A 20,004-nucleotide genomic window follows, 5' to 3' on the forward strand; every position below is an offset into this window, starting at 1 on the left:
ATCACGGCAAAAGTCCAGCCATCGGGTGCTGCGTCCGGGTGGACTTGCCGTACTTTTCCTGCGGGGATCAATGGCCGCCCCTTCATTATTCATCGTCCCGCGTCGCGGAAGGAAGCTCGCGCGTCCACGGGACTCCCGCTCGATAATTGGTCAACTCAACTATATCCGGAGTAAGACGTGAAAAATCCCTACGAGGTTCTTGGGGTCAGTCCCACCGCCTCCGCATCCGATATTCAGTCCGCATATCGCAAGCTTGCAAAAAAGCTGCATCCTGACCTGAACCCCGGCGATAAATCTGCGGAAGACAAATTCAAGGAAGTTGCGGCCGCTTACGACATTGTCGGTGACGCGGACAAGCGGAAGCGCTTCGATGCGGGCGAGCTCGATGAGACCGGCGCGGAACGGCCGCAACATCACTACTACAGGGATTTTGCGCATTCCGATGGCGGCCACCCCTACATGGATACATCTGGATTTGCAGACTTCATGGATTCCGACGATGCCTTCGCGGACCTGCTCAGGCGCAGTCAACGCAGCCGGGCAAATCGCCGCGGCGAAGACCTGCATTACACGCTCCCCATATCCTTCGTTGAATCGATCACCGGGGCCAGCAAGCGTCTAACGCTGCCGGGTGGGGGCACCCTCGACGTCACCATCCCGGCTGGCCTCGTCGATGGCAAAATCCTTCGTCTTCAGGGAAAAGGAGCCCCGGGTGCGGGCAAGGGTGGCCCTGGCGATGCCCTTATTCAGGTCGAGGTTCTGCCCGATCCCCGCTTCCAGCGCGACGGTGACAACATATCGATAGAATTGCCGATTTCTCTCAACGAAGCCGTGCTTGGCGGAAAGATACGAGTGCCGACACCCACCGGCGACGTGTCCATGTCGATACCGAAAGGATCGAACACCGGGACAACGCTGCGCCTTCGCGGCAAGGGTGCGCCACAACGGGGAGGAGGGCATGGCGATGAGTTCGTTAAGCTCAAGATCGTCTTGCCGAAGCACCTGGATCCAGATCTTGAGGCCTTCCTATCGAACTGGACGGCCGGAAGAGACTTCAACCCACGCGAGGACAGGTCATGATCATCACAAAGAAGGAGTTCCTCACTCGGTCAGGTCTCAAGGTGAAAACGCTGGAACTATGGATCGAGCAGGAATGGGTCGTCCCGCAGGACACACCGTCCGGGCCGGGTTTCTCCGATGCCGATATCGCCAGGACGCATCTCATTCGCGAACTAACGGAAAAGGTGGGTGCGAACGATGCTGGGGTTGACGTCATCCTGCATCTGCTTGACCAGCTACACGGCATGCGGCGTGCCTTCGAGCAGTTGCAATCTCATCTGAAGGATAAATTGCCCTGAGGCACGAGCTGAAACTGTTGACAGCCTCTCCGAGGCGAGATGCTTTAAAAGCACGGCAATGCGCAATCATCGATACAATAGCACCCAGGAGTGGCGGTGATGTCTGAGGAAGAGTCCAACGATATATCGGAACGCATCAAAAATCCGGAATTCGGACCATGGCTTGCTCAGGCTTCGATCCTCATTGTCGATGACGAACCGGGCATGAGAAACTTCCTGCTCAAGACCCTTGGCCCACGCTGCAAGATTATTGAAGAGGCCGCAAATGCGGCCGAGGCCTCCCGGAAGCTCGATCAGCAGCATTTCGATGTTGTGATACTCGACAACATCATGCCGAATATGAACGGCCTCGACTGGCTGGCGGAGCAGCGTGCCGCTGGCTTCTTCGCGGATGTCATCCTCATGACCGCCTATGCAGATCTCGACACGGCCATAAATGCGGTGCGCGTCGGCGTGGTCGATTTCGTTCTGAAGCCTTTCCGATCGAACCAGTTACTGAATTCGATCGCTCGTTGTCTCGACCGCAGCCGGTTGCAGCGTGAGAATGACGTTTTGCGGCATCAGTTGAAGTTTTCGGCCCATCAGGTCTATCTCCGAAACAATATTGTCGGGCAATCGCCTGCCATCGAGAAAGTACGGGCGATGATTGCCCGTGTTGCTCCGATATCGACGTCCGTCCTGCTGACGGGACCGTCCGGGACCGGCAAGGAAGTCGCCGCCCGTTCCATACACTCACTTTCAGATCGTGCCGACAAGCTGTTCGTGCCCATCAATTGCGGGGCAATTCCGGCGGACATGATCGAGAGCGAACTGTTCGGCCATCTGAAGGGAGCGTTTACAGGCGCCAACCGCACGCGCGAGGGACTTTTCCTGCATGCGCAAGGCGGCACGATCTTCCTCGATGAAATCGCCGAGATGCCCTATTTGCTCCAGAGCAAGCTGCTGCGGGTGCTGGAAGATCGGCGCGTTCGACCGATCGGCTCGGAGCGTGAACTCCCGTTCGACGCCAGGTTTATCTTCGCAACAAATGCCGATCTGGAAGAACGCGTGGCAGCTGGGACCTTCCGTGCGGACCTTTATTTCCGCATCAATGTCGTCCAGATTCAACTGCCGCCGTTGAAAGACCGCGGCAATGACGTTTTGGAACTGGCAGGGCTGTTCATGCGCGAAGTCGCACAGCAGGTTGGGATGCCGGCAGTGGAGATCGACGAACACATCCGCTCCTATCTTTTGCGATATGATTGGCCCGGCAACATAAGAGAGCTGCGGAATTTCATCGAAAGGGCTGTTATCCTCGGGAGCTTTCCCGAGGAGGCGGAGAGATCTCCCCTGGTTCCTGCACGAGCCGGCGGGCAGAGCTTGGCGGAAATCGAAAAGCGGCATATCCTTGCTGTGTTGCGAGAGGTTGGCGGCGATCGCGAAGAGGCGGCTCGACGGCTCGGGATTTCGCGCAAGACGATCGATCGGAAATGCGTAAGCTGGAATGGGTGAGGGAACGAGCGAGATTTCAAACCGCAAGGCATCGGTCCGTTATCGCCTTCTGGCAATCGCGCTTGTGCCGATGCTTGTCATCCTGCCCATATTGCTGGGCATCACGATCTATCGCTGGAACGAGCGATTTGACGCGCTGGCGATTTCCAAAGTCAACGATGACCTGACGATCGCCCATTTTTACATCGACAGAATGCTGGCGGTGACGGAAGAGCGTCTCGCCGCCGTCAGTCAATCTGCCCGCTTTCGGGATCTCACTTTGGGCGGACATGTCTCTACCGGCGATCTCGATGCTTTCCTGAAAGAGACAGCCAATGATCGCGGCCTGGATTTCCTTTATCTCATCGACGGCACGGGCAATGTCGTCGCCAGCAGCCGCCCGCTTGCCAGCGCTTTGCCTCGCTGGGACTGGCCCGTCGTCAAGGCGGCTCTTGACGGTAAGTCATTTGCCGGTTTCGACGTCTTTGACCAGAACGAACTTTCCGCGCTGACACCGGACCTTGCCGAGCAGGCGCGGATCCCGCTTGTGCAACCGGGTTCGGGTTCCACTGTTCAACAGGAAAGTCGGGGTCTTGTTCTTCACTCCGCTACCGTGGCGACCTGGGCGGACGGGAAACGTGGCGCATTGGTTGCCGGCGTGCTTCTGAACAAGAACATCTCGTTCATCGATACCATCAACAGGCTGATCTACAACGAAGCCAGCTTGCCCGTCGACAGCCGCGGGACCGCAACCGTGTTCCTGTCGGATGTCCGCATCAGCACGAATGTGGATCTTTTCGAAGGAAGGCGCGCAATCGGAACCCGCGTCTCGCCGGAGGTAGGCGAAGCGGTCCTCAAATATGGGAAGACATGGCGAGAGCAGGCCTTTGTCGTCAATGATTGGTATATCTCGGCCTATCAACCCTTGCTGGATACCTATAATCGTCGCGTCGGAATGCTTTATGTCGGCTTCCTGCAGAAACCATTTACCGATGCGAAAAGAGAAACGCTGATTGCTATCGTAATCGCTTTCGGCGTGGCGGTCGCCGCGACCGTGCCCCTGTTCCTTGTCTGGACGACCAACATCTTCCGACCGCTGGAACGCATGACGTGGACGATCAGCGCCGTCGAAACGGGCGATCTTACCGCGCGAACCGGCCTTCCGAAAATGAAAGACGAAATCGGTCAGGTCGCATCGGAATTGGACCGATTGCTCGACCAGGTTCAGGAGCGCGATGCGGAATTGCGACTATGGAACAAGGAGCTCAATCAGCGTGTGGAAGAGCGAGCACGCGCGTTGCAAATGGCGAACGAGCAGCTTGAAACCACAACCAAACAGCTGATCATGTCGGAGAAGCTCGCAGCGATCGGCGAAATTACCGCCGGCGTCGCCCACGAGATCAACAATCCCATTGCCGTGATCCAGGGCAATCTCGAAGTCATCCAGAGCATTGTCGGAGATGAGGCCGATAAAGCCCAAGGCGAGTTCAAGCTGATCGACCAGCAACTTATGCGCATCAGCGAGATGGTCACCAATCTCCTCAAATTTTCGAAGCCTCAGGAATATGCCGGGGTTCTGGAACGATACGATCCCGCCGATGTCATCACCGACACTGTGCCGCTCGTGCGGCATCTTCTAAAGAAAACCACAGTTGAGATAGAGCGGGAGGACAATGCCACCCGGCTCATCGCGATGCCCCGCACCGAACTGCAGCAAGTGCTGATCAATCTGATTGTCAACGCGTTCCATGCCATGCCTCAAGGCGGCAGGCTGGCTCTCCACACATTCGATTCAGAGATGGATCGAACACCGGGGATAACGATCGAAGTCTCGGACACCGGCAGCGGCATGGAACCAGAAATCATCAAGAAGATTTTCGACGCGTTTTTCACAACCAAGCGCCGCGAAGGCACAGGTTTGGGCCTTTCCATCTGCCAGATGCTCGTGACGCGCCAGGGCGGCACGATTGCGGTCACCAGCAAACCTGGCGAAGGAACGACCTTTACCGTCTGGCTCCCGGAAGCCGGTTGAGACAGCCCCGGCAGGGACAAATAGTCTTCGTGGGACGACAGTTTGTCCGTAACCGGGGCCGCTGCCCGTCGCGAACCATTGAAAAGGCGTGAAATCGGCAAGTGGCACGATTGTTGCGGCGTCATTGTGCGACCCGCCGATCAAGCTGCGCGATGGACAGCGGGCGGGCGTGACATTCAACGCAAACGGAACCCTGGAGGTCCTCAATGACCGCCGTATCGACCGAACAGCTTTCGAAAGATATGCAGGCCTCGGCACAAAAGCTCGAAGAGGCTGGACTGGTCCCGCAATCGCAGGACCAGCCGCTGAACGCCAATGACCTGCTCTTCTATTTGACGCAGACATCCATGCCCATGGCCGATCTTCTGCAGCAACACGGTCTCTTTCTGGATGACCGCGGACTGAATTACGATCTCGCGCAATTCGGGGCCATCGGCCAGATCGCCAACAAGGTGATCGCAGAACGGCAGGCCGGCTACTTGGACGGCGTGTGGAAGCAGCTCGATCTCTCCACTGACGAAGATATGGACTCAAACGGGACCTATATCCTGACAGCGCTTGCGGCACTTGAAATCCTGTACGGCCCCTAATCGGTCTAGGCAACAGCCCCAGACGAAAGACAATTTGTCTGGCTCGGCGCGACATATTGTCTTCGCCTGCGTCGCTCTAATCAGTCAAGCGCCTGATTTTCCGAGATTTTTTTATCTGGCACGATGGTTGCTCCAGTGCTCCATGCCCGGCGCAGATTGGCTTGGAACGAGGGAGAAAATTGTGTCTGACCTGATCGTTATCGTTTACCCGACCGAAGACAAAGCCGAAGCCATAAGGCAGAAGCTCGTGAACCTTCAGAAGGAATATTTGATCGAGCTTTCCGACGCAGTGATCGCAGTCAAACAGGACAATGGCAGGATCAAGCTCATTCAACTGATGAACACGACCGCAGTCGGCGCCATTTCCGGCGGCTTCTGGGGGCTGCTGATCGGGTCCATTTTTCTCATGCTGTTCCTTGGCGCATCGATCGGTGCCGCGTCTGGCGCACTTGGCGGCGCATTGACCGATTACGGCATCAATGACGGCTTCATGAGGGAGCTTGCGACAAATCTCAAGCCGGAGAACGCTGCGCTTTTTCTGCTGATCCGCAAGATGACTGCCGACAAGATTCTCGATGAACTCAAGGGCACCGGCGGAACCGTCCTTAGAACATCGCTGGATCATACCAAGGAGCAGGCGCTGCGTGACGCGCTGGCGGCATCGCCCGGCTTTGCAAGCACGGTACCCGCCGGATCTTCCTCGCACAGCTGACGCTGACTTGTTCCAGCTTCCCTCAATCGTCCAATCGCCGTTGTAGAAGGTGGCCAAAATGAACATCGAAAAATTCACGGATCGTGCGAAGGGCTTCATACAGTCGGCTCAATCGCTCGCCATGCGCGACGGAAATCCGCAATTCAGCAGCCTGCACCTCCTGAAAGTATTGCTTGATGATAATGAAGGCCTCGTTTCTGGCCTGATCGATCGTTCCGGCGGCAATTCCCGCACTGTTCTCGGCGCGACCGAGGATGCGCTTGCAAAATTGCCGAAGGTCTCGGGTTCCGGTGCTGGGCAGGTCTATATGGCTTCCGAACTTGCCCGCATATTCGACGCGGCGGAAAAAATCGCGGAAAAGGCCGGCGACAGCTTCGTGACCGTGGAGCGGCTGTTCCAGTCATTGGTCGAGGATCGCAACAGCGATGCGGGCAAGGTGCTTTCGGATACCGGGGTGAATCTTCAAGCGATCACGGCGGCGATCAGTGCGCTGCGCAAGGGACGGACCGCCGACAATGCCTCGGCCGAGAATGCTTACGATGCGTTGAAAAAATACGCCCGCGACCTGACCAAGGCTGCTCGGGACGGAAAACTGGACCCCGTGATTGGGCGCGACGAGGAGATCCGGCGTACGGTTCAGGTCCTTTCGCGCCGGACCAAGAACAATCCCGTTCTGATCGGCGAGCCGGGTGTCGGCAAGACCGCGATCGTCGAGGGGTTGGCGCTTCGCATCGTCAATGGCGACGTGCCCGAAAGCCTGCACAACAAGAAACTTCTGGCGCTCGATCTCGGCGCTCTGATTGCCGGAGCGAAGTACAGAGGTGAGTTCGAGGAGCGGCTGAAGACCGTTTTGCAGGAGGTCACCTCCGCGGAAGGCGGCATCATCCTGTTCATCGATGAAATGCACACCCTGATCGGTGCGGGTAAGACCGACGGCGCCATGGACGCGTCCAACCTGCTGAAGCCGGCGCTGGCGCGTGGTGAATTGCACTGCGTCGGTGCAACCACGCTCGACGAATACCGCAAGCACGTCGAGAAGGACCCGGCGCTGGCGCGGCGCTTCCAGCCAGTCTTCGTGCCGGAGCCGAGCGTGGAGGATACCATCTCGATCCTGCGCGGCCTCAAGGAAAAATACGAGCTGCATCACGGCGTCAGGATTTCGGATGCGGCGCTGGTGGCGGCAGCTACCCTGTCCAATCGATATATCACCGATCGCTTCCTGCCGGACAAGGCGATCGATCTCGTCGATGAAGCCGCAGCGCGCCTGAAGATGCAGGTCGATTCCAAACCGGAGGAATTGGACACGATCGACCGCGATGTCATTCGTCTGAAGATCGAGCAGGAAGCGCTGAAAAAGGAGAGTGACAAAGGATCGAAGACCCGGCTCCAGGCACTGGAAAAGGAACTGGCCGACCTGGAAAAGAGATCGGCTGACCTGACGTCCAAATGGCAGGCGGAAAAGGGCAAGCTCTCCGATGCGCAGAAGATCAAAAGCGAGCTTGAGCAGTATCGCACCGAGCTTGCGAATGCGCAGCGCAAAGGTGAGTTTCAGCGCGCAGGCGAGCTTTCCTACAGCACCATCCCGGAACTGGAAAAGAAGCTTGCCGCCATCGAAGCGAGCGAAACCTCCTCGATCAGCGAGACGGTGACCGCCGACAGCGTCGCCCAGGTCGTATCGCGGTGGACCGGCGTGCCGGTCACCAAGATGCTGGAGGGTGAAAAGGACAAGCTGCTCCACATGGAGGAAAAGCTCGGCGAGCGCGTCGTCGGCCAGGCGCAGGCCGTGCGCGCGGTGTCGACCGCCGTGCGCCGTGCCCGCGCCGGTCTTCAGGACCCCAATCGCCCGATCGGCTCCTTCATGTTCTTAGGCCCGACCGGCGTCGGCAAGACCGAACTCGCCAAGGCTCTCGCTGAGTTCCTCTTCGATGACGAGACTGCGATGGTTCGCATCGATATGTCCGAATTCATGGAGAAACACTCGGTTTCGCGGCTGATTGGCGCTCCTCCCGGTTATGTGGGCTATGACGAGGGCGGCGTATTGACCGAAGCCGTCCGCCGCCGGCCCTACCAGGTCGTTCTCTTCGATGAGATCGAGAAGGCGCATCCGGACGTCTTCAACGTGCTGCTTCAGGTGCTTGACGATGGACGCCTGACTGACGGCCAGGGCCGGACAGTCGATTTCCGCAACACGCTGATCATCATGACCTCGAATATCGGTGCCGAATATCTCGTCAACCAGCCGGAGGGTGAAAAGACGAGTGTGGTGCGCGAAGAGGTCATGGCGATGGTTCGCGTTCATTTCCGTCCGGAATTCCTCAATCGCATCGATGCGATCATCCTGTTCCATCGTCTCCAGAAGACCGAGATGGGCCGCATCGTCGACATTCAGTTCGCACGCCTCAAGAAGCTTCTCAGCGATCGAAAAATCAGCCTGTCACTCGATACCAAGGCGCAGAACTGGCTTGCAGAGAAGGGATGGGATTCGGCTTTCGGAGCGCGCCCGCTGAAACGGGCCATTCAGCGCTACGTCCAGGATCCGCTTGCCGAACTGCTTCTGGGAGGAGAGGTCCATGATGACTCGACGGTGAAGCTCTCGGTCGGAAAAGACGGGCTCACCTTCAATGGGAAGGCCGTCAAGATCATGGATGACGAAGAGTAGGACGTCCGCCGGGTGAAAAGCCGCCGGGTTACCTTTGTCGTTTAGCCACGCTGTCTCGAATGCAACCGACTGCGCATCCAGTCCAACACCAAAGGAGAAGAAAAGTGACCAATCATCAAATCAAAAAGGGAATGGAAGTAATCGGCGCCGACGGCGTCCATGTCGGGACCGTTGACGAACTGGAAGGCAATCGGATCAAGCTCATCAAAAGCGACAGCGGCGATGCGTTTCACAAGGGACGCCATCATCATTATATTGAGCTCGGTTTCGTCGCGGGCGTGGAAGGGGACAAGGTCAGACTGTCCGCCAATGCCGATATTGCCGTGACGCTCGAGGAGGAGCGGTCAGGCCGTCCCGTCCCGGAGAATGAGTAATCGGGGCCTTTGATCGATCACTCCGTGGCGGCTGCCCGGAGCGATCGATCCCAATGAGGCATGCTTGAAATATTGCAGGACTATTTTGGCGGCAGGCCAATTCGCGAGGACTATCTCATTGTTGAGGGTGGTGGTCTTGCCGGCAAAGGCGTGCGCTCCTACAAATTGAGGTAGAAATTCCGAGACCAAAAACTGCGTGTATGCATCGATGTCAGTCTCCACCCGCATGCCAGGCGCGACATTTGAAGAGTTAACGGACAAATTATGGCGGCAGACAAAACAAAACCAACCCCACAGCCTGTTGTTGCCCGCCTTACGCGCGCGGCGATTTTTCTTGTTCTGACAATCAATCCCGGCCCGGACAACGAAAGAGCCGTAAGATCGCTGTGCGCCGATCTCAGCGGACTGCTTCGCGCGGTCGGATTCCGTGACCTGGAAGGCAGATTGTCCTGCGTGATGGCCCTTGGATCCAGCGCGTGGGACCGCCTGTTTCACGGACCGAGGCCGAAAGACCTGCATCCTTTCAGGGAAATCCACGGTGTACATCATGCGGTTTCCACACCTGGCGACGTACTCTTTCACATCCGCGCGGCCCGCATGGATCTCTGTTTCGAGCTCGCGATGGAGATCATGTCGCGGCTTGGAGATGCGGTAGCAACCGCAGATCAGGTCCAGGGGTTCAACTATTTCGACGACCGCGATCTGATCGGTTTCGTCGACGGGACGGAAAATCCGGTCGATCAGGCAGCCATCGATGCAGCGATCATCGACGACGAAGACCCGGCCTTTGCCGGCGGCAGCTATGTGATCGTCCAGAAATACCTCCACGACCTGACCAAATGGAACGCGATACCTGTCGAAGTGCAGGAGGGTATCGTTGGCCGCAAGAAATTCTCCAACGTCGAGCTCGATGACAGCGTCAAACCGAGCTATGCGCATAATGCGCTGACGACGATCGTCGAGAACGGCGAGGAGCTCGATATCGTCAGGGATAATATGCCCTTTGGCGATGTCGGAAAGGGCGAATTCGGAACCTATTTCATCGGCTACGCCCGATCCCCGGCGCGTATGGAGCAGATGCTCGTCAATATGTTCGTCGGCCGTCCGCCGGGAAACTACGATCGTCTGTTGGATGTCAGCCAGGCGATTACCGGCAGCCTCTTCTTCGTTCCATCGGCGACTTTTCTTGACAATGTCGAACCCGATGCAGCCCCTTCACAGATCGCCGAAGCTGAATCTGTCTCCACAGTTCAATCAGACAATACCAACACCGCTTCCCGGATTGAAAATGCGCACGGTTCCCTCGGGATCGGTTCCTTAAAGAAAGAGGTTTGACATGGACAATCTGCACAGACACCTCGCACCTATCTCGGCCAAGGCATGGGAGCAGATCGAGGAAGAGGCGAAGAGGACGCTCAAGCGTCATCTGGCCGCCCGGCGTGTGGTGGATGTCGACGGGCCGAGGGGTGCTGAATTTTCAGCCGCCGGCACCGGACACCTTAAGCAGGTCGCGAGCCTGGGCGAGGGCGTCCAGGCTTCCCTGCGTGAAGTCAAGGCGGTTGTCGAGCTTCGCGTTCCCTTCCAACTTTCGCGATCCGCGATCGACGATGTCGAGCGCGGATCGGAAGATTCCGACTGGTCGCCGGTCAAAGAGGCCGCCCGCAAGCTAGCCTTCAGCGAAGACCGCGCCGTCTTTGACGGCTTCGCCGCGGCCGGTATCCGGGGAATTCGTGAGGGCAGCAGTAATACTGCCCTGAACCTTCCTCCAAGCCTCAAGAACTATCCCGATGTCGTTGCGAAGGCTGTCGGCCAATTGCGTCTCGCCGGTGTTCAAGGTCCCTATGCCCTGGTTCTTGGTGCAGAAGAATATACCGCCGCAAGCGGCGGAAGTGACGAGGGCTATCCGGTGTTCCATCATATCGAAAAGGTTGTCGATGGCGGGATCATCTGGGCGCCCGCGATCAAGGGCGGCTTCGTGCTGACGACCAGAGGTGGGGACTTTTCACTCGATCTCGGCCAGGACATTTCCATCGGCTACCTCAACCATTCGGCAACAACAGTCGAACTCTACTTCCAGGAAAGCTTTACTTTTCGGATGCTGACCGCCGAAGCGGCGATCGCTTTGCTGCCTGCATCAACCGAGGCTGGCAAGAGCGCGTAGGCGACCGGCAACAGCGGATGCGCCCATGGACGCGGCTTGCCTCATCTCGGGTTTAGGGGCGACCTACCGTGCTCAATGGATTTTCGCGAGACAGAAAACGGTGCCCTACGCGCAAATAGAGCCACCGGTCGTCGCCACGACTTCAAGTCTTGTAAGGTGGCGTGCGTCCGCAGTCTTCAAAGCGTCAGAGAAGGATCGATTCCACGGGCACAGACATTTCCGGGAGATCTTCCTCCCCCAAAGCCTCTCTCAAGGTAATCTCGATCGACTTGGCGATCGCTGCAATCGGAAGATCATTGGGCATGGTTCCAAATGGCGTCTCCAGTTCATCTCCGAGAGCGTCCAGCCCGAAAAACGTATAGGCGATGATTCCGGCGGCCAGCGGTGTAATCGGCCCGAGCATGTTGGCGAGACCGAATGGCAGGAGGAAGCAGAAGAGATAGGCGGTTCTGTGGAGCAAGAGGGTGTAGCCGAAGGGAACCGGCGTGTTGCGAAGGCGTTCGCAGCCGGCGATGACTTCATTCATGCCCGAGATCGTGCGATCAAGGATGCTGAACTCAATATCGGTCAAAGAGCCTTTAGCTGAAAGATTGGCGAGACATTCGCCCATCAATTGCAGGATATAGTTGGGCGCATTGGATGCCCTGAGAAGGCCGGCTCTTTCTTCATTCGAGAGCAGGGTTTCGACATTGTCGCCTAACCGATCTCCGTAACGCAGGTGACGCACGAGATCTTCGACAAGGGCGATATTCAGCCGGAGCAGCCTTTCGCGATCCTTGGCCGCCTGGTTGCCGCTCTGCAGTAAAATGACTGTCTGCCGGGCGAGATCGCGACTGTGCGCGATAAGATGGCCCCAAAGCCTTCGCCCTTCCCACCAGCGGTCATAGCAGGCGTTATTGCGAAACCCGAGGAAAATCGAAAGCGTCAGGCCGATCAGGTAAAATGGCGCCCCGTCGACCAGCGGAACGAGCGTTGGGTGTCGTGTGTGCGCCCATACGACGATCGCCGACATGAACATGACAATCAGGACGCGGGGATAGATACGTCTGATCACCGATCCTCGGATCTCAAGGAAGAGACGGAGCAGGTTCGGGGTTTCTCGCACGATCATGTCTTACCTGATTTCTGTGGCGTGATTGCTGTGAAATTGCATGTTGCGGCAAATTGGAATGACTTCACTGCAGCAAGGGCAGAAGAAACTGCCTCATCCGGCCTCTCGCTCCAGGACCACCCAGCAGGAACTATGCCATTTCGGCTGGATAGAATTGTCAAAGGCTTAGCAAGACAAGTCCGCTGAAAAAAGGACAAATTGTCCATCGAAAAGAGACAAATTGTCCATGGAAAACAAATAGATAACGTGCTTTACTGGCAATAATAATTCAGCGGCGGAGTGCGGGCTATGAGTGACAAGAAAGCGCAGTACAAGACCTATAACCATCCGGCTGGTGGATGGGGTGCCGCAGCCGCGACGGCAAAGGTTCTGCTGGAGCAAAGTGTCGTGACCAAGGGGTCGCGAGCGCTCCTTGCCATGAACCAGCCTGGCGGTTTCAAATGCCCGAGTTGCGCCTTTCCCGATGCCGACTGCAAGAAGACACTCGAATTCTGCGAGAACGGTGCCAAGGCGCTAGCGCATGAAGCGACCAAATTCCGGGTCACACGAGAATTCTTCGCCCAGCACACCGTTTCCGAGCTCATGGAACAGTCGGACTACTGGCTCGAGATGCAAGGCCGTTTGACGGAGCCGATGCGCTATGACGCCGCGACAGACAAATATGTGCCCTGCGACTGGGATACCGCCTTTGCAACGATCGGCAAACATCTGAGAGCGCTTGAGAGCCCGCATCAGGCTGAATTCTATACCTCCGGGCGCACGCCGAACGAAGCAGCTTTCCTCTACGCCATCTTTATCCGGGCGTTCGGCACCAACAATTTCCCCGACTGTTCCAACATGTGTCATGAGCCCACCAGCCGCGGTCTGCCGCCTGCAATCGGCGTCGGGAAGGGCACGGTGATCCTTGAGGATTTCGAACATGCCGAGGCGATCTTCGTCATCGGCCAGAACACCGGTACGAACTCGCCGCGCATGATGACTAATCTGGTCGAAGCGCGAAAGCGCGGCGTTCCGATCGTCGCCGTCAATCCCATGCCCGAACGCGCGCTGATACGCTTCACCGAACCTCAGGATATGGTCCAGATGGCGACATTCGGCTCCACTCCGATCGCCAGTGAATTCGTCCATATGAAAATTGGCGGAGACCTCGCTTTCCTCAAAGGCATCATGCGCGTGATGTTCGAGCGCGAGGCCAAGGGTGAAACGATCCTCGACCATGACTTCATTGCCAAGCACACCGTTGGTCTCGACGCCATTCGCGACGAGGTAATGAGCCATGATTGGCCGGAACTCGTCAAGGCGTCGGGGCTGGATGAAGACCAGATTCGCCGTTGCGCCGAAATCTATATTCGTTCGCGGGCGACGATGATCTGCTACGGAATGGGCCTTACCCAACATCAGGATGGATCGCGCCTGTTGCAACAGGTTGCAAATCTGTTGCTGCTCAAGGGCAATTTCGGAAAGCCGGGTGCCGGAATTTCACCGATCCGCGGACATTCGAATGTTCAGGGCGATCGCACCGTCGGGATCGATGAGAAGCCGACGCCAGAATATCTCAACCGGGTCCGGGACGTCTTCGGCTTCGAACCGCCCCGGGAGCATGGCCATCACACGGTCGAATCCGTGGAAGCGATGGAGAACGGGACCGCCAAGGTCTTCATCGGCATGGGCGGAAACTTCGTTCGCGCGATCCCAGACACGGAGCGATCCTATGCGGCCATGAGCAAGCTCGCGCTCACGGTCGGGATTACCACGAAGCTCAATCGCGGCCACCTCGTTCACGGCAAGGAGGCGCTGATCCTTCCGGTGATCGCCAGATCCGAATGGATACGTACGTCGGCCGGCGAACAGTTCGTGACGATCGAGGATTCCATGTCGAACGTCACGGCCTCGCGTGGCGTGCTGACGCCCGCCAGCGAGCATCTGAAGCCGGAGGTGGAGATCGTATGCCGAATGGCCATGGCGACGCTTCCCGGCAGCAAGATCCCGTGGGCGAGCTATATCGAGGACTATAACCTGATCCGTGACAAGATCGCGGCCGTCTATCCGGAGATCTACACGGACTTCAACGAGAAGATTAAAAATCCCAAGGGCTTCCACCTGGACGTTCCGCCGCGCCGGCTTGTCTGGCCCACACCGAACGGCAAGGCGAATTTTTTGCTGCTGCCCGGCTTGGAAGTGAATGCACCGGTCGCGGACCCGGCTATGCTGAGGCTTGCGACCGTGCGCTCGCACGACCAGTTCAACACGACCATCTACAGCTACAACGATCGCTATCGCGGCGTCTATAACGACCGCATGGTCCTGTTCATGAACGAGGACGATCGGAAGCAACGCAATCTCGAAGCGGGCGCACGCATCTCGCTGGAGACGATCACCGAGGACGGCGTTCAGCGCCGGGTCGACGGCCTCACGGTGCTAGACTACCCGATGCCGCGGGGTTCGGTTGCCGGCTATTACCCGGAGCTCAACCCGCTTCTTCCGCTCGAATATTACGACAAGATCAGCGGCACTCCGGCAGCAAAGTCCATCCCTGTCAGGGTACTGGCGGCATAGAAAAGCACCAGAAGCAGTCGCTGTCGAACCGATCTTTAGCCAGGGAGAGGGATATTGTTTGAGAACCTAGACGCGGTCATTCTGGCGAGAGCCCAGTTCGCATTCACTGTCTCGTTCCATTTCATGTTTCCGGCCTTTTCGATCGGACTCGCGAGTTTCCTCATGGTGCTCGAGGCGCTCTGGCTGCGAACGGGAGACGGCGTCTATGCCAATCTCTATCGCTACTGGCTGAAGATCTTCGCTGTTGTCTTCGGCATGGGCGTGGTCTCCGGCGTGGTCATGTCCTACCAGTTCGGCACGAACTGGTCCGTGTTTTCTCAAAAAGCGGGTCCGGTCATCGGACCGCTGATGGCCTACGAAGTGCTTACGGCCTTCTTCCTCGAAGCCGGATTTCTGGGAGTGATGCTCTTTGGAATAAACAAGGTCGGCAAAGGCTTGCACTTCTTTGCCACGTGCATGGTGGCGCTTGGCACGCTCATTTCGGCAACATGGATACTCTCAGTCAACAGTTGGATGCATACGCCGACTGGTTTTGAGATCAACGCGAACGGACAGTTCGTGCCGGCGGGTTCCTGGCTCGCGATCATATTCAATCCAAGTTTCCCCTATCGCCTCGTGCATACGGTGCTGGCAGCCTATCTGACGACGGCCTTTGTCGTTGGCGGTGTCGGGGCGTGGCATCTGCTCAAGGACCCTTCCAATCGCGGCGCGAGGAAGATGTTCTCGATGGCGATGTGGATGGCCGCGATCGTCACGCCGATCCAGATTTTCGCCGGCGACGCACATGGTCTCAACACGCTGGAACATCAGCCGGCCAAGATCCTCGCAATGGAAGGCCACTATGAAGCACATGCCGAGGGTGCCCCGCTGATCCTCTTCGGTCTGCCGAGCAATGAGGAAGCGCGGGTACGCTATGAGATTGCCATTCCGCATCTCGGATCGCTGATCCTCAAGCATGATCCTTTCGCGCCGATGCAGGGACTGAGCGACTTTCCTCGCGATCAGTGGCCACCGGCGCCGATCATCTTCTGGTCGTTCCGTATCATGGTGGCGCTCGGATTTGCTATGCTCGGCATCGGCCTGTGGAGCCTTCTCGCACGCTACAGACGAAAGCTCTACGAGTGGACGTGGTTGCATCGCGCCGCCGTATGCATGGGGCCTGCGGGATTTGTCGCCGTGATCGCGGGATGGGTCACGACGGAGGTGGGTCGTCAACCATTCACGGTCTACGGACTATTGCGGACGGCTGAGTCCCATTCGCCGCTTGCCGCCCCCGCCGTCGCAGTCTCCCTTCTGGCGTTCGTGATCGTTTACTTCTTTGCCTTCGGATCGGGCATCTTCTATCTGCTGCGACTAATGTCCAACCCGCCGGAACCGCATGAAAGCGAACCACCACTGGTCCCGCAGCGTGCTGCCGGCATCACGCCCGCCCCAAGCCTCGGTGCCGCGCTGCCTTTGGAGGATTGATCATGACCGAATATCTGGATCTCACCATAGTCTGGGCCATGATCATCGGTTTTTCGGTCTTTGCCTATGTCGTCATGGATGGTTTCGACCTTGGGATCGGTATATTGTTCCCGACATTTGCCGTGGGCGACGAGCGCGATCAGGCGATGAACTCGATTGCGCCCGTCTGGGACGGTAACGAGACATGGCTTGTCCTTGGGGGTGGTGCGCTCTTTGCGGCCTTCCCGCTCGCCTATGCGATCATTCTGCCTGCCACCTATCCGCTTGTCATCGCTATGCTGCTGGGATTGGTGTTTCGAGGTGTGGCCTTCGAGTTTCGCTGGCGTCACCCCCGGCATAGAGCATTCTGGGATGCTGCCTTTTCCCTCGGGTCCCTAGTGGCCGCGTTTTCGCAAGGCATCATGCTGGGCGCGATCCTGCAGGGGGTCCATGTCGAAAATCAGGCATATGCCGGCGGATGGCTCGATTGGCTAAGTCCATTCAGTCTTCTCACCGGGGTGACGCTGGTGATCGGATATGCGCTGCTGGGGGCCTCATGGCTGGTCTGGAAGACAGAAAGCACCAGCTTGGCCCATGCCCGCAAATTGGCCTTCTGGCTCGGTATCGCGACGCTTGTTTCTCTTGCGGCGGTGAGCATTGCCACTCCCTTTCTCACCTACGACTACTGGCGCCGCTGGTTCGCCATGCCGGGCGTGCTGTTGACGGCGCAGGTTCCGCTTCTCGTCGTGATTTCCGCTGCCCTATTTTTCTGGAGCCTCAAGCGCGGCATGGAACGGGTGCCATTCGTCATGGCGCTAGCGATCTTCCTGCTGGGGTTTGCTGGGCTCGGTATCAGCATCTATCCCTATATCGTGCCGCGATCGGTAACGATATGGGACGCCGCCGCGCCACCACAGAGCCAATGGTTCATGCTGGTCGGGGCGATGATCATCATCCCGATAATCCTGATCTACACGGCTTGGGCCTATTGGGTTTTCCGCGGTAAGGCGGGAGTGCACGGATATCACTGATGCCGGCTGAAACCTCTTCGATCTGGAAGCGTCTTGGGTGGATGGTCTTGATCTGGACTGCCAGCGTGATGTCTTTGGCTATCGTCGCGTTCCTGCTTCGGCTCATCCTGAAAACTGATAGCTGACCTGTGTGGCAGTTGGCCGGACTCTTGTGGAAGTGTTTGTGTGTGGATGACGATTTGACGACTTATCTGAGGAGTTGCTCTGCTGGCGATAGCAGCGTGCCGATCGGCCCTGACATAGCCGCAGCCAGGGCAGGTGCGCTCGTCCTGCCTGTAATGAAAACGGAGCACCTCGAGCTCTTGGCCGCAGCAGGTCGAGTATTGGCACGGGCGCCCGTCGCCGAAAGCGCCGTGCCACCGTTCGACAATTCGGCTATGGATGGTTATGCGATCAACGCCGGCGAATTGATTGGCTCCGGTCCGTGGACAGTGCCGGTTATCGGTACGGTTGCCGCGGGTACAGTTATCCGGCCAGAATCAGGCCCGTGCCGAGCCATCCGCATCCTCACCGGAGCAGCCCTTCCACCGGGCTTTGATACCGTCGTCATGCAGGAGCGGTGTGAGCGCACGGGCGATACCGTGACTATCTTCGAACGGCCTCGACCCGGACAGAATGTCAGAAGGGCAGGGGAAGACGTTGAGAAGGGACAGACTTTGCTCGAAATCGGCGATGTGCTGACGCCTGAGCGCCTGGCACTTCTTGCTGGAGCTGGCGCTGGGAGTGTCGAGGTATTCCGAAAAATTCGCGTCGCTGTCCTATGCACGGGATCAGAGCTAAGGACACCTGGCACGCCACTCGGGGACGGCCAGATCTATAATTCGAACGGGATTCTTGTCAGCGCAATGTTGCGGGAACATGCGTGGATCGAGGTGGAAGAGATCGGCATCGTTCGAGACAATCGACAACTGATAACAGAGATCATTCAAAAGGCCGCACGGAACTACGACGCGATTATCACCACTGGCGGCGTCTCCGCGGGTGACGAGGATCACGTTGGGGCTGCAGTGATTGAAAGCGGCGGCTCGCTGGATGTCGTGAAGGTCGCGATGCGGCCCGGCAAACCCCTCAAGATCGGCCGCATCGGGATCAGCCTTTTTGCTGGCTTGCCTGGGAATCCGAACGCCGCGCTGGTCTGCCTGCGATACCTCGTTTTCCCTGCCTTGCGCCAAATGGCAGCCATGCACGAATTCGGCACACAATGGTTTCCCGCGATCTCGGCCTCCACTTATCCCAAGAAGATGGATCGAACTGAATTCGTGCCGTTTCGCACCGTGGGCCACAATCCGAATGGCCTTCCGCTTATCGAGTTCTTGGGACAAGGCTCATCCGCAAGCCTCTCGGCGATCGCAATGGCTGAAGGCATTGCCCGACTGCCAAGCGAGTTCTCGGTAATGGAGCCGGGCGTTCTGATTGATGTAGACTTTTTCAGACGCAGTTAATGTGGCGATAAAAATTGCGCCTAGGTGATTTCCCGATCGTTTTGAAACCGAATGGTTCAACAATGGAACGTTCTTCGTCGATGATGCAATTCTTAAATCCGGAGCGAATTTCGGGTGCTCTTTTGCTGGCTGCGTTCTTTATCGCGCAAGGTCTGATTCTGTCCTGGCTTGTGCGAAAGGTCCTTCAGGCCGTGCTGCGTCATGACCAGACGGCGCGGGTCGATGAGATCACCCTCTCGTTCTTAAGTCATCTTGCGATCCTGCTGATCTGGGTGTTGTTGGCGACGTCCTACGCCCACCTGATCCCTGCCTTGAACAAGCTCGGCACTGCCCTGCTGGCCGGTGTAAGCTTGGTGTCGGTGATCGTCGGCTTTGCCGCTCAAGCCACCTTGGGAAACCTTGTTTCCGGGATCAGCCTTGTTCTCTACAAACCGTTCCGGCGTGGCGATCGCCTGCAAATACAGGCTCCGACAGGCCTCGAAGTGGGTGAGGTGGAGGATATTTCGCTCGGCTATACGATTCTTCGAACCGATGATCAGCGGCAAATCATCATCGCCAATTCGACCATGGCACAGCAAACGATGATCAAGTTGTCGCAAGTCTCTCTCGAGGGCTCCCGAAAACTTGAGCGTACAAAAACAGAAACGAAGCCGGGATGAGGTTCTGCTTGAGGTGGCCACGCCGCGTTCGAAGGTTACGGCCGCCTGAGTTCATGTCCTCGGTATTTTGCCAATATGGTTTTGATAAATTGTCCACCATCGCCAGGTAAGTAATGTAAAGTAATTTACTTGTTCCAATTCATTTAACGGCACGTCATTTGCTTACAATTGCAAGCATTCGATCTCCGTTTATCCGCACCGAACGATTTATACTTAAAGGAAATTGAAGGAACTGAAATGAGCTGGGATCGCGTTAAGAAAAATTGTAAGGCCGTGAAGGCGCAGTCGAGGCGACTTTGAGCACGCTGAGCCCTAATGATTTCGATGCCATTAATCTAGCCATTCAAAGACTAGCAAAGAAATCGCTTGGATTTGAAGGCTCACAGCGCTCCGCGTTGAGCTG

At 57.3% G+C, this 20,004-nt stretch carries 17 protein-coding genes and 1 pseudogene; 17 read left to right on the forward strand and 1 reads right to left on the reverse strand.

What is annotated here, in order from left to right:
- Window positions 1–177 precede the first annotated feature (177 nt).
- From AC13RC_RS27465 to AC13RC_RS27515, 11 genes and pseudogenes are all read left to right on the forward strand, one after another.
- Window positions 178–1,080, forward strand: coding sequence for a DnaJ C-terminal domain-containing protein (locus AC13RC_RS27465; RefSeq protein WP_488559131.1), 903 nt, complete (start codon window positions 178–180; stop codon window positions 1,078–1,080).
- Complete coding sequence (locus tag AC13RC_RS27470; protein ID WP_488559132.1) at window positions 1,077–1,358, forward strand: chaperone modulator CbpM; 282 nt, start codon at window positions 1,077–1,079, stop codon at window positions 1,356–1,358. Before AC13RC_RS27465 ends, AC13RC_RS27470 begins: the two co-directional genes overlap by 4 nt.
- 99 nt (window positions 1,359–1,457) lie before the next feature.
- On the forward strand, window positions 1,458–2,849 hold the full coding sequence (locus AC13RC_RS27475; RefSeq protein WP_488559133.1) for a sigma-54-dependent transcriptional regulator: 1,392 nt from the start codon (window positions 1,458–1,460) through the stop codon (window positions 2,847–2,849).
- The gene (locus tag AC13RC_RS27480; RefSeq protein ID WP_488559134.1) at window positions 2,842–4,860 is read left to right on the forward strand and encodes a sensor histidine kinase; all 2,019 of its coding nucleotides are present in this window, start codon (window positions 2,842–2,844) and stop codon (window positions 4,858–4,860) included. Before AC13RC_RS27475 ends, AC13RC_RS27480 begins: the two co-directional genes overlap by 8 nt.
- Before the next feature lie 206 nt (window positions 4,861–5,066).
- Entirely contained in the window at window positions 5,067–5,450 is a 384-nt protein-coding gene (locus AC13RC_RS27485) for a hypothetical protein (protein ID WP_113355768.1), read from the forward strand.
- A 181-nt stretch (window positions 5,451–5,631) separates the two neighbouring features.
- A complete protein-coding gene (locus AC13RC_RS27490) occupies window positions 5,632–6,162 on the forward strand; it encodes a DUF1269 domain-containing protein (RefSeq protein ID WP_488559135.1) in 531 nt (176 codons plus the stop codon).
- 58 nt (window positions 6,163–6,220) lie between these two features.
- Window positions 6,221–8,821, forward strand: a complete 2,601-nt coding sequence (gene clpB / locus AC13RC_RS27495) for an ATP-dependent chaperone ClpB (RefSeq protein ID WP_488559136.1) — start codon at window positions 6,221–6,223, stop codon at window positions 8,819–8,821.
- 131 nt (window positions 8,822–8,952) lie between these two features.
- Window positions 8,953–9,195, forward strand: coding sequence for a DUF2171 domain-containing protein (locus AC13RC_RS27500; RefSeq protein ID WP_459463957.1), 243 nt, complete (start codon window positions 8,953–8,955; stop codon window positions 9,193–9,195).
- A gap of 57 nt (window positions 9,196–9,252) precedes the next feature.
- A pseudogene (locus AC13RC_RS27505) lies at window positions 9,253–9,369 on the forward strand (formate dehydrogenase); the annotation flags it as partial.
- Between the two features lie 90 nt (window positions 9,370–9,459).
- Window positions 9,460–10,530 carry a Dyp-type peroxidase gene (locus tag AC13RC_RS27510; RefSeq protein WP_488559137.1) on the forward strand — a complete coding sequence of 357 codons (1,071 nt, stop codon included), beginning with the start codon at window positions 9,460–9,462 and terminating at the stop codon, window positions 10,528–10,530.
- A gap of 1 nt (window position 10,531) precedes the next feature.
- Window positions 10,532–11,356: a family 1 encapsulin nanocompartment shell protein gene (locus AC13RC_RS27515; RefSeq protein WP_488559138.1), complete on the forward strand. Its 825-nt coding sequence runs from the start codon at window positions 10,532–10,534 to the stop codon at window positions 11,354–11,356.
- A 184-nt stretch (window positions 11,357–11,540) separates the two neighbouring features.
- On the opposite strand, the gene AC13RC_RS27520 is transcribed toward AC13RC_RS27515, so the two are convergent.
- Window positions 11,541–12,467: a bestrophin family protein gene (locus tag AC13RC_RS27520; protein ID WP_488559139.1), complete on the reverse strand. Its 927-nt coding sequence runs from the start codon at window positions 12,465–12,467 to the stop codon at window positions 11,541–11,543.
- 288 nt (window positions 12,468–12,755) lie between these two features.
- On the opposite strand from AC13RC_RS27520, the gene AC13RC_RS27525 reads away from it, so the two are divergent.
- The 6 genes from AC13RC_RS27525 to AC13RC_RS27550 all read left to right on the forward strand — a co-directional run bounded on the left by AC13RC_RS27525 (window position 12,756) and on the right by AC13RC_RS27550 (window position 19,601).
- Window positions 12,756–15,023 carry an FdhF/YdeP family oxidoreductase gene (locus tag AC13RC_RS27525; RefSeq protein ID WP_488559140.1) on the forward strand — a complete coding sequence of 756 codons (2,268 nt, stop codon included), beginning with the start codon at window positions 12,756–12,758 and terminating at the stop codon, window positions 15,021–15,023.
- 54 nt (window positions 15,024–15,077) lie between these two features.
- Window positions 15,078–16,490 (forward strand): cytochrome ubiquinol oxidase subunit I, encoded by a 1,413-nt coding sequence (locus AC13RC_RS27530; RefSeq protein ID WP_488559141.1) that lies wholly within the window; start codon window positions 15,078–15,080, stop codon window positions 16,488–16,490.
- A gap of 2 nt (window positions 16,491–16,492) precedes the next feature.
- Complete coding sequence (gene cydB / locus AC13RC_RS27535; RefSeq protein ID WP_113355758.1) at window positions 16,493–17,500, forward strand: cytochrome d ubiquinol oxidase subunit II; 1,008 nt, start codon at window positions 16,493–16,495, stop codon at window positions 17,498–17,500.
- Window positions 17,500–17,625, forward strand: coding sequence for a DUF2474 domain-containing protein (locus tag AC13RC_RS27540; protein WP_113355757.1), 126 nt, complete (start codon window positions 17,500–17,502; stop codon window positions 17,623–17,625). Before cydB ends, AC13RC_RS27540 begins: the two co-directional genes overlap by 1 nt.
- Window positions 17,626–17,679: 54 nt before the next feature.
- Window positions 17,680–18,942, forward strand: coding sequence for a molybdopterin molybdotransferase MoeA (locus tag AC13RC_RS27545; RefSeq protein WP_488559142.1), 1,263 nt, complete (start codon window positions 17,680–17,682; stop codon window positions 18,940–18,942).
- Window positions 18,943–19,004: 62 nt separating this feature from the next.
- A complete protein-coding gene (locus AC13RC_RS27550) occupies window positions 19,005–19,601 on the forward strand; it encodes a mechanosensitive ion channel family protein (protein ID WP_488559143.1) in 597 nt (198 codons plus the stop codon).
- The last annotated feature ends 403 nt before the right edge of the window (window positions 19,602–20,004 follow it).

The organism is Martinezella sp. CNPSo 3890 (genome assembly GCF_057784455.1).

Coding starts and splice junctions, on each gene's coding strand:
- AC13RC_RS27470 (WP_488559132.1), top strand. CDS start 1,077: ATGATCATCACAAAGAAGGAGTTCCTCACTCGGTCAGGTCTCAAGGTG.
- AC13RC_RS27510 (WP_488559137.1), top strand. CDS start 9,460: ATGGCGGCAGACAAAACAAAACCAACCCCACAGCCTGTTGTTGCCCGC.
- clpB (WP_488559136.1), top strand. CDS start 6,221: ATGAACATCGAAAAATTCACGGATCGTGCGAAGGGCTTCATACAGTCG.
- AC13RC_RS27550 (WP_488559143.1), top strand. CDS start 19,005: ATGGAACGTTCTTCGTCGATGATGCAATTCTTAAATCCGGAGCGAATT.
- cydB (WP_113355758.1), top strand. CDS start 16,493: ATGACCGAATATCTGGATCTCACCATAGTCTGGGCCATGATCATCGGT.
- AC13RC_RS27485 (WP_113355768.1), top strand. CDS start 5,067: ATGACCGCCGTATCGACCGAACAGCTTTCGAAAGATATGCAGGCCTCG.
- AC13RC_RS27480 (WP_488559134.1), top strand. CDS start 2,842: ATGGGTGAGGGAACGAGCGAGATTTCAAACCGCAAGGCATCGGTCCGT.
- AC13RC_RS27515 (WP_488559138.1), top strand. CDS start 10,532: ATGGACAATCTGCACAGACACCTCGCACCTATCTCGGCCAAGGCATGG.
- AC13RC_RS27540 (WP_113355757.1), top strand. CDS start 17,500: ATGCCGGCTGAAACCTCTTCGATCTGGAAGCGTCTTGGGTGGATGGTC.
- AC13RC_RS27525 (WP_488559140.1), top strand. CDS start 12,756: ATGAGTGACAAGAAAGCGCAGTACAAGACCTATAACCATCCGGCTGGT.
- AC13RC_RS27520 (WP_488559139.1), bottom strand. CDS start 12,467: ATGATCGTGCGAGAAACCCCGAACCTGCTCCGTCTCTTCCTTGAGATC.
- AC13RC_RS27475 (WP_488559133.1), top strand. CDS start 1,458: ATGTCTGAGGAAGAGTCCAACGATATATCGGAACGCATCAAAAATCCG.
- AC13RC_RS27500 (WP_459463957.1), top strand. CDS start 8,953: ATGGAAGTAATCGGCGCCGACGGCGTCCATGTCGGGACCGTTGACGAA.